This window comes from Bradyrhizobium sp. Leo170 (assembly GCF_004296405.1).
Lineage (GTDB): Bacteria > Pseudomonadota > Alphaproteobacteria > Rhizobiales > Xanthobacteraceae > Bradyrhizobium.
This window is the reverse complement of record NZ_PSRR01000279.1, coordinates 1-11,495: the sequence shown is the minus strand read 5'-3', so window position 1 is coordinate 11,495 and position 11,495 is coordinate 1. Positions and strand designations below refer to the sequence as shown.

General features: G+C 64.0%; 12 protein-coding genes. 5 read left to right on the top strand and 7 right to left on the bottom strand.

The window, feature by feature from the left end; translation table 11 throughout:
- Nucleotides 1-25: 25 nt before the first annotated feature.
- The 6 genes from CWO89_RS32850 to CWO89_RS32825 form a co-directional block, all read right to left on the bottom strand.
- The gene (locus CWO89_RS32850; RefSeq protein ID WP_349644913.1) at nt 26-256 is read right to left on the bottom strand and encodes a DUF2158 domain-containing protein; all 231 of its coding nucleotides are present in this window, start codon (nt 254-256) and stop codon (nt 26-28) included.
- Nucleotides 257-401: 145 nt separating this feature from the next.
- Nucleotides 402-1,163, bottom strand: a complete 762-nt coding sequence (locus CWO89_RS32845; protein WP_130582644.1) for an HAD family hydrolase — start codon at nt 1,161-1,163, stop codon at nt 402-404.
- Nucleotides 1,147-2,034 carry an oxygen-dependent coproporphyrinogen oxidase gene (gene hemF, locus CWO89_RS32840; protein WP_130582643.1) on the bottom strand — a complete coding sequence of 296 codons (888 nt, stop codon included), beginning with the start codon at nt 2,032-2,034 and terminating at the stop codon, nt 1,147-1,149. Before hemF ends, CWO89_RS32845 begins: the two co-directional genes overlap by 17 nt.
- A 3-nt stretch (nt 2,035-2,037) precedes the next feature.
- Complete coding sequence (locus CWO89_RS32835; protein ID WP_130582642.1) at nt 2,038-2,403, bottom strand: 6-pyruvoyl trahydropterin synthase family protein; 366 nt, start codon at nt 2,401-2,403, stop codon at nt 2,038-2,040.
- Nucleotides 2,404-2,419: 16 nt separating this feature from the next.
- On the bottom strand, nt 2,420-3,052 hold the full coding sequence (gene queE / locus CWO89_RS32830; RefSeq protein WP_130582641.1) for a 7-carboxy-7-deazaguanine synthase: 633 nt from the start codon (nt 3,050-3,052) through the stop codon (nt 2,420-2,422).
- A gap of 10 nt (nt 3,053-3,062) precedes the next feature.
- On the bottom strand, nt 3,063-3,518 hold the full coding sequence (locus CWO89_RS32825; RefSeq protein WP_130582640.1) for a tRNA (cytidine(34)-2'-O)-methyltransferase: 456 nt from the start codon (nt 3,516-3,518) through the stop codon (nt 3,063-3,065).
- A gap of 276 nt (nt 3,519-3,794) precedes the next feature.
- Here CWO89_RS32825 and petA point away from each other — a divergent pair, with 276 nt between their 5' ends.
- The 3 genes from petA (at nt 3,795) to CWO89_RS32810 (ending at nt 7,258) form a co-directional block, all read left to right on the top strand.
- Complete coding sequence (gene petA, locus CWO89_RS32820; RefSeq protein ID WP_130582639.1) at nt 3,795-4,325, top strand: ubiquinol-cytochrome c reductase iron-sulfur subunit; 531 nt, start codon at nt 3,795-3,797, stop codon at nt 4,323-4,325.
- 61 nt (nt 4,326-4,386) lie between these two features.
- A complete protein-coding gene (locus tag CWO89_RS32815) occupies nt 4,387-6,459 on the top strand; it encodes a cytochrome c1 (RefSeq protein WP_130582638.1) in 2,073 nt (690 codons plus the stop codon).
- Nucleotides 6,460-6,583: 124 nt separating this feature from the next.
- Nucleotides 6,584-7,258 carry a dienelactone hydrolase family protein gene (locus tag CWO89_RS32810; RefSeq protein ID WP_130582637.1) on the top strand — a complete coding sequence of 225 codons (675 nt, stop codon included), beginning with the start codon at nt 6,584-6,586 and terminating at the stop codon, nt 7,256-7,258.
- A 163-nt stretch (nt 7,259-7,421) separates the two neighbouring features.
- Here CWO89_RS32810 and CWO89_RS32805 read toward each other — a convergent pair whose 3' ends face one another.
- A complete protein-coding gene (locus CWO89_RS32805) occupies nt 7,422-8,423 on the bottom strand; it encodes a VOC family protein (protein ID WP_130582636.1) in 1,002 nt (333 codons plus the stop codon).
- 324 nt (nt 8,424-8,747) lie between these two features.
- Here CWO89_RS32805 and CWO89_RS32800 point away from each other — a divergent pair, with 324 nt between their 5' ends.
- Both CWO89_RS32800 and CWO89_RS32795 read left to right on the top strand, forming a co-directional pair.
- Entirely contained in the window at nt 8,748-10,910 is a 2,163-nt protein-coding gene (locus CWO89_RS32800) for an anthranilate synthase component I (protein WP_130582635.1), read from the top strand.
- A 19-nt stretch (nt 10,911-10,929) separates the two neighbouring features.
- Nucleotides 10,930-11,469, top strand: a complete 540-nt coding sequence (locus tag CWO89_RS32795; RefSeq protein WP_130582634.1) for an adenine phosphoribosyltransferase — start codon at nt 10,930-10,932, stop codon at nt 11,467-11,469.
- The last annotated feature ends 26 nt before the right edge of the window (nt 11,470-11,495 follow it).

Here is an 11,495-nt window from a genome sequence, read left to right as displayed (position 1 = left end):
GCTAGGCCGCATCGCAGGCAGGGACTTAAGCGACCTTGTCCTTGCGGCGATCGTCTTCGTCCTCATCGTCTTCTTCGTCGTCTTCTTCGTCTTCCTCGTCGTCGTCCTCTTCCTCGTCATCGGGAATGGCGGCTTCGAGGACGGCAACGGGAAGCGTTTCCCGAAACAGATCGCCGTCGATACCCATCCATACGCACTCGACGGAATCCTCGTTGACTTCCGCAACCGTAATCGGGTGCCCGCCCGATTTCAGCATCACCACATCGCCTGGTTTTAGTTCCATGGTCCACCCTTCGCCTTGATTGACGCGCGGGCACGTTACAGAGCTGTCATGACAGTCCGATCACGAGGGATCGCCGCTACAGGATTTTGATGGGGATTACGGCGAAGCGCAGGGTTCGCTACCGATTCGCGCCGGGCAGCAGTTCCGTCAGGGAGCGGATGATGCGATTCGGCCTGATCGTCGATCCCGCCGGCAGGCCATCCCCGTGCACGTCGATCCAGATCGAGTAGATGCCGAGCCGCTGCGGCGCGACGACTTCCCATTCCAGATTGTCGCCGACCATCCAGGTGTCCGCTGCGCTGACGCCGAGCGCATCCATGGCGTGCAGATAGGCGCGCTCTTCGGGCTTGCCGAAGCCATGCTCGCCTTCGATCTGGATGTGATCGAAGCGGTGAGTCAGTGCGAAGCGCTCGATCTTGGCGCGTTGCATCAACGCGGCGCCGTTGGTGACGAGCGCGAGCTTGATGCCGAGCGCCCGCAACCCGTCTATGGCGTCGTGCGCGCCGGGAAAGACGAAGATGCTTTCCTCGCGAAACGTCGTGAAGCGGTCGGCGATCCGGACCGCGAGATCGTCTGAAACGGACGGGTGACCGCTCGCACGAAGCGCGGCAAAGCCGCCCCTGACCGTTTCGCGGCGCGCTTCCTCGAGCTTCAATCGCCAGATCGGCTCCGCCGTGGACCAGAATTTCCGGGCGAAAGCCAGGATCGCGGCGGCAACCACCGGCGGATCCATCGGCGTCAATTCATCGGCGAATTCAGCCGCGATCGTGTTCCAGGCGATCTCGGGCCGGGCATAGGCCGACAGGATGGTGTCGTCCATGTCGATCAGCATGGCGCGGGGGAGTTTGGTCACGATGGCGATCTCACGGCCATTTCGCATACGGCGGCATCGACGACAGGATCGAATCGACATTGCCGCCGGTCTTCAGGCCGAAAATCGTGCCGCGGTCGTAGAGCAGATTGAACTCGACATAGCGCCCGCGCCGGACCAGTTGCTCCTCGCGGTCCTCAGCGGTCCATGCTGTCGCAAAATTGCGCCGGACCAGTTCGGGATAGATATTCAGGAACGCGCGGCCGACATCCTGGGTGAAGGCGAGGTCGGCGTCCCAGTCGCCGCTGTCGTGCCAATCGTAGAAGATGCCGCCGATGCCGCGCGCCTCCTTGCGATGCGGCAGGTAGAAATAGTCGTCGCACCATTTCTTGTATTTCTCATACGGCGCGATCCGCGCATGCGCATCGCAGGCTGATTGCATCGCGGCATGGAAGGCGAGCGTATCCGGATCGTCCTGCGTGCGCCGCCGCTCCAGGACCGGCGTGAGGTCGGCACCGCCGCCGAACCACGCCTTGGTGGTGACGACGAAGCGGGTGTTCATATGCACCGCCGGCACGTTCGGGTTGTGCAGATGCGCGATCAGCGAGATGCCCGAGGCCCAGAAGCGCGGATCATCCGCCGCGCCCGGGATCTGGGCGCGGAATTCGGGGGCGAACTCGCCATGCACGGTCGAGCAGTGCACGCCGACCTTTTCGAACAGGCGCCCGCGCATCAGCGACATCACGCCACCGCCGCCGGGCTTGCCGGTATGGTCGGTGCGTTCCCACGGCGTGCGCACGAAGCGCCCGGCTTCGCCTGGATAGAGCCAAGCAGGCGCGTCATCCTCCAGCCGCTCAAAGGCCGCGCAGATATCGTCGCGCAGCGTTTCGAACCAGGTTTTTGCGCGCGCCTTGCGCTGTTCGATCGCGGATTTTTCCATGACTTAGGCTTCCGGTCCGAAATAGGTGCAGCTCTCGTTGCAACTGTCGCGATGCACGCTGACGCGGCTGACCTTGCCCGCATGCTGCACCCGTTCGAAGATGAATCGCGACAGGTTTTCAAGGGTAGGCAGTCCAAGCGCCTCGATCTTGTTGAGGAACTTGTGGTCGAGCGTCTTCTGCACCTCGGCGATGCGGCGTTCGAGCAGGCCTAGGTCAAGCACCATGCCGGTCGCTGGGTCCGGCGTTCCGCGCACCGTCACTTCCGCACGAAACGAATGGCCATGGATGTCCTGGCTGCTCGCGCCAAGGGTCGTTCCGGAGAGCGCATGCGCCGCCTCGAAGCGGAACGATTTCGTCAATTCCCACATCCTGAAAGTCCAACTCCTATCTGATGCCCAGCGTCTTGTGCGTCTGCACGCTCAGCCGCCATTTAGGGTGTTGCAAGCAATACTCGACCGCGCGCGCGGTGTTTTGAATTACATCAGGCCCATCCATCGGCTGCAGCGAGAAGCGCTCGAAATCGAGATCGACGAAGCGTTCCGGCGCGGCGTCCTGTTGCGGATAGACGAGCTTCAACTCGTTCCCCTTCCGCACCACGAGTTCCGCGCCCGCCTTCGGGCTGACGCAGACCCAATCCAGCCCGTCTGGCGGTGTGATCGTGCCATTGGTCTCGACGCCGATGGCAAAGCCGCGCGCATGCAGCGCGTCGATCAGCTCGGTGTCGACCTGCAGCAGCGGCTCGCCACCGGTCAGCACGACATAGCGGCCGACATTATCGCCCGTCCATTGCGCGCCGATGATATCGGCAAGTGCTGCGGCACTCGCATAGCGGCCGCCGAGCGTGCCGTCGGTGCCGACAAAATCGGTGTCGCAGAATTGGCAGGTGGCGCTGGCGCGGTCCTGCTCGCGGCCGCTCCACAGGTTGCAGCCGGCAAAGCGGCAGAACACCGAGGCACGGCCGGCATGCGCGCCTTCGCCCTGAAGGGTAAGAAAAATCTCCTTGACCGCGTAGCTCACGGAATCTCCTTCAGCTCAGGCTGCGGGTCTGCCGCACGGCCTCGCCGATCGCCAGCGCCGCCGACATCGCGATATTGAGCGAGCGCATGGGCGGCTTGATCGGGATCACCAGCCGCGCATCGGCGGCCGCCACCACCGCATCGGTGACCCCTGCGGATTCGCGCCCGAAGAGCAGTATATCGGAAGCGGCATAGCGAAAATCGAGGTAGGAACCGGCGACCTTGGTTGTGAACAGTATCAGCCGATAGCCAGCCTCGCGGCGCCATTGCTCGAACTTCGTCCAGGAATCATGGCGCGTCAAACGGACGTGGTCGAGATAGTCCATTCCCGCCCGGCGGAAATGCCGGTCGGAGGTCGGGAAGCCTGCCGGCTCGATGATATGAGCCGCCACATCCAGGCAGGCGCAGAGCCGCAGGATGGTGCCGGTGTTCTGTGGAATATCGGGCTGGAAGAGCGCGATCTGCATGGCCGTGGCGCGGGGTTAAGTCTCGACGAAATGTCTCAAGAAAACAACGTTCGTCGCTCATTTCGTGCATTGCACGCCTGCGAGCCGATAGCGGGCTTGCGCTCGTCCGGCAAGGGTGCCAATAGAACGATTCTGGACTGCTATTCCGCCAGTAGGGAGGAGGGATAGTGGTTTTCTGCCGCCGCGGGGGGCCGCGGGCGCCGGCAGACCTCCCGGTTGCAATGGGCGCCACCGGGGCGGTTCCACCGGCTGCAGACAAGGAAAGGGCTTGGAATCGTGACGACAGCGTCTTCGGCGGACCATCCGACACGCCGTGATTTCCTTTTTGTTGCAACGGGTGCTGCTGCTGCGGTGGGTGCAGCTGCGACGGTCTGGCCATTCATCGACCAGATGAACCCGGACGCGGCGACCATCGCCGCCGGTGCGCCTATCGAGGTCGATCTGGCGCCGGTCGCCGAGGGGCAGGACATCAAGGTGTTCTGGCGCGGCAAGCCGATCTATATCAGCCACCGCACCAAGAAGCAGATCGACGAGGCGCGCAGCGTTCCGCTCTCGAGCCTGCCCGACCCGCAGACCGATGAGGCCCGGGTCAAGTCCGGCCATGAGCAATGGCTGGTCGTCATCGGCATCTGCACCCATCTCGGATGTATCCCGATCGCCCATGAGGGCAATTACGACGGATTTTTCTGCCCCTGCCATGGCTCGCAATACGACTCCTCCGGTCGTATCCGCCAGGGGCCCGCGCCCGCCAATTTGGCCGTGCCGCCTTATCAGTTCGTTTCCGACACCAAAATCCAGATCGGCTAAGTTTCGGCCCAGCCCGAGGCTTCGACCGATCGCGTCGTCTTTACTTCTCAGGATCGCATCAATGAGCGGACCATCCGATTTTCAGCCGACCAATCCCGTCTTGAGGTGGATCGAGCGGCGACTGCCGATCTTCGGCCTCATGCACTCCTCCTTCGTGGCCTATCCCACGCCGCGCAACCTGAACTACTGGTGGACCTTCGGCGCCATCCTCTCGATGATGCTGGCGGTGCAGATCCTGACCGGCGTGATCCTGGCGATGCACTATACCCCGCATGCTGATCTCGCCTTCAGGTCGGTTGAACTCATCATGCGCGACGTCAATTACGGCTGGATGTTGCGCTATATGCACGCCAGCGGCGCCTCGATGTTCTTCATCGCCGTCTACATCCACATGTTCCGCGGCCTGTATTACGGGTCGTACAAGGAGCCGCGTGAGGTACTCTGGATTCTCGGGGTCATCATCTACCTGCTCATGATGGCAACTGGTTTCCTGGGCTATGCGTTGCCTTGGGGTCAGATGAGTTTCTGGGGCGCCACCGTCATCACCAACCTGTTCTCCGCCGTGCCCTATTTCGGCGAGAGCATCGTGACGCTGTTGTGGGGCGGTTACGCCGTCGGCAACCCGACGCTGAACCGCTTCTTCTCGCTACACTATCTGTTACCCTTCGTGATCGCCGGCGTGGTCGTGCTGCATGTCTGGGCGCTGCATGTGGCGGGCCAGAACAATCCGGCCGGCGTCGAGGCCAAGACCGAGAAGGACACGGTCGCCTTCACGCCCTACGCGACGATCAAGGATCTGTTCGGCGTCTCCTGCTTCCTGATCTTCTTCGCCTACTTCCTCTTTTACATGCCGAACTATCTGATGGAGGCGGACAACTATATTCCCGCCAATCCGGGCGTGACGCCGGCGCATATCGTGCCGGAATGGTACTACTTGCCGTTCTACGCGATCCTGCGCTCGATCCCGAACAAGCTTGCGGGCGTGGTCGCGATGTTCTCGGCGATCCTAGTGCTGGCGTTCCTGCCGTGGCTCGACAGCGCCAAGACCAGGTCGTCGAAGTATCGCCCGCTGGCCAAGCAGTTCTTCTGGATGTTCGTCGTCGTCTGCGTCCTGCTCGGCTATCTCGGGGCGCAGCCGCCGGAGGGCATCTATGTGATCGCCGGCCGTATCCTGACGGTCTGCTACTTCGCGTACTTCCTGATTGTGCTGCCGCTGCTCTCCCGGATCGAGACGCCGAGGCCGGTGCCGAACTCGATCGCCGACGATGTGCTGGCGAAGACGGGCCGCAAGGCCGCGCCGATGGTCTCGGCCGTGATCGCGATCATGGTTGCGGGCGGGCTCTTGGTCGGCGGCGCGCAAAGCGCCAAGGCCGAGGGGGGCGAGGTGGCACCGCCGGCGCAGAAGTGGTCGTTCTCCGGCCCTTTTGGCAAGTTTGACCGCAGCGCGGTGCAGCGCGGGTTGCAGGTCTACAAGGAGGTCTGCGCGACCTGCCACAGCCTGTCCTTTGTCGCGTTCCGCAACCTCGCGGATCCCGGCGGGCCCGGCTATTCGACGGCCCAGGCCGCCGCATTCGCCTCCGACTACAAGATCAAGGATGGCCCGAACGACCAGGGCGAGATGTTCGAGCGTCCGGGCCGGCCCGCTGACTACTTCCCGTCGCCGTTCCCGAACGAGCAGGCGGCTCGTGCGGCCAATGGCGGCGCGGCTCCGCCGGACCTGTCGCTGATCACCAAGGCCCGTTCCTACAAGCGCGGCTTCCCCTGGTTCGTCATCGACTTCTTCACCCAGTACCAGGAGCAGGGCCCGGATTACGTCACCGCGATCCTGGAAGGTTTCGAGGAGAACCCGCCGGCCGGCGTGACCATTCCCGAGGGCTCCTACTACAACAAGTACTTCCCGGGCCACGCCATCAAGATGCCGAAGCCGCTGAGCGACGGTCAGGTCGCCTATAGCGATGGTTCGCCGACCACGGTCGCGCAATATGCCCACGACGTCACGACCTTCCTGATGTGGACCGCGGAACCGCATATGGAAGCGCGCAAGCGGCTCGGGCTTCAGGTGTTCGTGTTCCTGATCCTGTTCTCGGTCCTGATGTACTTCACCAAGAAGAAGGTCTGGGCCAACGCGCACTGATCGCGCTTTCGGCAACGTGATTTGAAAAAGCCCCCGCGGGGGCTTTTTTGCTGGCGCGATTGCGTCTCGCGCGCTGAGTAGTCAAGATACTCGCAACCCCCTCAGAAACATTCCGGAGGAATTCATGGGCACCACCATCACCTTCAAGCGTCCGGACGGCAAGGACGCAGGCGGTTATCTCGCCAACGCGGCGCGCGGCGATGCGCCGGGCGTGGTCGTGATCCAGGAGTGGTGGGGCTTGCAGGACCAGATCAAGGGTATGTGCGACCGCTTCGCGCGGGCCGGCTTCGACGCGCTGGCGCCCGATCTCTACAAGGGTACGGTGGTGCCGTATCACGACACCGATGCCGCGGGTCGCGAGATGAACTCGCTCGACTTCATGGACGCCACCACGCAGACCGTACGTGGCGCCGCGCAATATCTGGCGCGGAACGGCGCCAAGGTCGGCCTCACCGGCTTCTGCCTTGGCGGCGCGGTGACCGTCATCGGCGCCACCAAGATTCCGGAACTGACCGCCGGTGTCGTGTTCTACGGCATCCCGCCGGAGCAGGCGGCAAAGCCGGCCGACGTCAAGATCCCGCTGCAGGCACATTTCGCCAACAAGGATGATTGGTGCACACCGCAACTGGTCGACACCTTCGAGAAGGCCATGAAGGCCGCCGGCAAGTCGCTCGAGCTCTTCCGCTATGACGCCGAGCACGCCTTCGTCAACGAGCAGCGCATGTCGGTGCACGACCGCCAGGCCGCCGAGCTCGCCTGGGACAGGGCGACGGAGTTCTTCAAGAAGCATCTGGGCTGATGGGTGCATCCCCTCATCCTGAGGAGCGGCGTCTTCGCCGCGTCTCGAAGGATGAGGCCGACGGCGGGGCCTCATGGTTCTCCGAGCGATGCGCAGCATCGTCTCGAGACGGCGCAAGCGCCTCCTCACCATGAGGGATTTGCGCTGACGGCTCGTGGCAGCCTTAGGGTTTTCCGGTCACCCCGTCCCACCACGGACAGGTGCCCGACATCAGCTTGAAATTGCCCTGCATCACCTGCACCGGCGCGCGGCGGCCCTGGGCGGCGGCGTGCATTCGCATCTCGCGAGCGAGTTCGCGGTCCTTGGCCGGCAGCCAGACGCGCTCGTGACCCCACAGGCTCGGGCCGTCCCGCATCTCGTATGGCTGCCACGTCGCCGGATCGATCTCGCGGCCGCCCCAGCCGCATTCGATCATGAAGGATGACGGCGTCCTCGCGTAGAACGAGGTCATGAAGTCATTGGTGTGGCGGCCGAGCGAGGTGCCGATGCGATCGGGCTGGCTCAGCGCCACGTCGTAGGCCTGCCCGACATCGTCGAGCGAGAACATCTCGACCATCAGATGGTGCATGCCGCTCTTCCCGGTCTCGATCAACGCGAGGCTATGATGGCGCGGGTTGACGTGGAAGAAATAGGCGCGAAACGGCTGCAGGATGTAGTCCGAAAGCCCGAAGCCGAGCACCTCGACATAGAACGCCATCATCGGATCGATGCGCTCGACCGTCAGCACGGCATGCCCGAGCCCGAGCGGGCCGGTGCGGAAGCCCGAGATCGCGCGGCCCGGCTCGAACGGTGTGGCATCGATCTCCGCGCCGTAAAACGCTTTCAGCCGGTTACCTTCGGGATCGTGGAAGGAGATCAGCCTGCGCACATGCCTGGCATCGGCGAGCGCTTGCGGCTCCGCGGTCACCGCGACGCCGGCTTGCTCGAGCCGGGCGGCGAGCTCATCCAGTGCCGCCGCATCCGCCACCTCCCAGCCGAAGAAGCGCGATCCTTCCGGAGCGGCGCGATCGATCACGATGCGTTGTTTGCGGTCGTCCATCCGGAAGGTGAGCAGGGAATTGCCGCGCTCGACCGCCTGCAGGCCGACGAGGGTGGTGCCGAATTCCCGCCAGTCATCGAGTTCGGCCGCGCCAAACCCGGCATATCCGAGACCTGATAGCCCCATATGCGCCTCCACCGTTGTCCATTGGGGCGGTTGGTCCGCCACTCCTTGGGATCAAACTTACGCGAATTCGCGGCCTTCAAACCCCAAAGACGGATTTTTGGGCAGGCCAGCGGCCGTGCCCGTCCCTTGACATCGCCCCCGCCGGGTGGTGATTAGCGCGGTATGAGCACCGTTGCCCGCCCATCCTGTCTTTGGTGGCCCACCTTCTCATAGGTGGCCGGTGCGATTTCATTTAAAATATCGTCGAAGGTCGCCATCGCAGTGCGACGGTCCCTTCGGTTGTCCTGTGTGGCGCTCCCTCGTTAAGTCTCGTAAGAGGAACACATGAACAGGACAGTCTTCTCCCTGCCGGCGAAAAGCGAGTACCGCACCAGTGGCGGGCTTGCGGTCACCCGTGTGGTCGAACAGTTCACCGGCAATGCCGGCCGGCTCGACGACCTGATCGATCTGCTCGACCGCCGCCGCGGCGTCGTGCTGTCCTCGGGCACGAGCGTGCCCGGGCGCTACGAGAGCTTCGATCTCGGCTTCTCCGATCCGCCGCTGGCGCTGGAGACATCAGGCACGAACTTCTCGCTATCAGCGCTGAACAAGCGCGGCGAAGTGCTGATCGCTTTCCTCGGCGATGTCCTGCGCGAGCCCTGCGTCGTCATCACCGAGAAGAGTGCGGCGCGGCTGGTGGGCCATATCATCCGCGGCGAAGCCCCGGTCGAGGAAGACCAGCGCACCCGGCGCGCCAGCGTGATGTCGCTGGTGCGCGATCTCGTGGCGGCCTTCTCGTCCAGTGCCGATCCGCTGCTCGGCCTGTTCGGCGCCTTCGCCTACGACCTCGTGTTCCAGATCGAGGACCTCGTGCAGAAGCGGCCGCGCGAGGCCGACCAGCGCGACATCGTGCTTTATGTGCCCGACCGGCTGCTCGCCTATGACCGCGCCACCGGCCGCGGCGTGGTGCTGACTTACGATTTCGCCTGGAACGGCAAGTCGACCGAAGGCCTGCCGCGCGAGACCGCCGAGAGCCGCTATCTCAAGGCGGGTCGGCAGGGTTTCGCCGATCACGCGCCCGGCGAATACCAGGCGACCGTGGAAGTCGCGCGTGCGGCGTTCGCCCGCGGCGATCTGTTCGAGGCGGTGCCCGGCCAGCTCTTCGCCGAGCCCTGCGAGCGTTCCCCGGCGGAAGTGTTTCAGCGGCTGTGCCGCATCAACCCGTCGCCCTATGGCGCGCTGATGAATCTGGGCGAAGGCGAATTCCTGGTGTCGGCTTCGCCGGAAATGTTCGTCCGCTCCGATGGCCGGCGCGTGGAGACCTGTCCGATCTCGGGCACGATCGCGCGCGGCAGCGATGCGATCGGCGATGCCGAGCAGATCCGCCAGCTCCTGAACTCGGAGAAGGACGAGTTCGAGCTCAACATGTGCACCGATGTCGACCGCAACGACAAGGCGCGCATCTGCGTGCCCGGCACCATCAAGGTGCTGGCGCGGCGCCAGATCGAAACCTACTCAAAACTGTTCCATACCGTCGATCACGTCGAGGGCATGTTGCGTCCGGGCTTCGATGCGCTCGATGCCTTCCTGACCCATGCCTGGGCGGTGACCGTGACGGGCGCGCCGAAATTGTGGGCGATGCAGTTCGTGGAAGACCACGAGCGTTCGCCGCGGCGCTGGTATGCCGGCGCCATCGGCTGCGTGAATTTCGACGGCAGCATCAATACCGGGCTCACGATCCGCACCATCCGCATGAAGGATGGGCTCGCCGAGGTTCGCGTCGGCGCCACCTGTCTCTTCGACTCGGATCCGGCGGCCGAGGACCGCGAGTGCCAGGTGAAGGCCGCAGCCCTGTTCCAGGCGTTGCGCAGCGACCCGCCGAAGCGGCTCTCCACCATTGCCCCCGATGCCACCGGCTCCGGCAAGAAGGTGCTCCTGATCGACCACGACGACAGCTTCGTGCATATGCTGGCGGATTATTTCCGCCAGGTCGGCGCCGCCGTCACCGTGGTCCGGCACATCCACGCCCAGGAGATGCTGAAGCAGAAAAGCTGGGATCTCCTGGTGCTGTCACCCGGTCCGGGGCGGCCGGAGGATTTCGGGATCTCGAAGACCATCGGCACCGCGATCGAGAAGAAGCTGCCGATCTTCGGCGTGTGCCTGGGCGTGCAGGCGATCGGCGAATATTTCGGCGGCCAGCTCGGCCAGCTCGGCCAGCCCGCCCATGGCCGTCCCTCGCGCATCCAGGTGCGCGGCGGCCGGTTAATGCAAAATTTGCCGAATGAGATCGTGATCGGCCGCTACCATTCGCTTTATGTCGAGCGCCAGAGCGTGCCTGATGTATTGTCGGTGACGGCGACCACGGAGGACGGCATCGCGATGGCGATCGAGCACAAGACCTTGCCGGTCGGCGGCGTGCAGTTCCACCCGGAATCGCTGATGTCGCTCGGCGGCGAAGTCGGCCTGCGTATCGTGGAAAACGCATTCCGGCTGGACACCAGGGCGTAAGGACGAAAGCGAGACAGCAATGACGTTTGACCTCGACCTGAAGGCCGCCATTCGTACCATTCCGGACTATCCGAAGCCCGGCATCCTCTTCCGCGACATCACCACGCTGCTCGCGGACGCCCGTGCCTTCCGCCGAGCGGTGGATGAATTGGTGCATCCATGGGCCGGCTCGAAGATCGACAAGGTCGCCGGCGTCGAGGCGCGCGGCTTCATCCTCGGCGGCGCGGTCGCGCACCAAGTCTCCGCCGGTTTCGTGCCGATCCGCAAGAAGGGCAAGCTGCCGCACACCACGGTGCGGATCGCCTATTCGCTGGAATACGGCCTCGACGAGATGGAGATGCACGCCGATGCCGTGCATCCCGGCGAGCGCGTGATCCTGGTTGATGATCTCATCGCCACCGGCGGCACCGCGGAGGGCGCGGTCAAGCTCTTGCGCCAGATCGGTGCCAACGTCGTCGCCGCCTGCTTCATCGTCGATCTGCCCGAACTCGGCGGCGCCGCCAAGCTGCGCGCAATGGACGTCCCTGTGCGGACGCTGATGGCCTTCGAGGGACACTAAAAGTCACCTCGCCCCGCTCTTGCGGC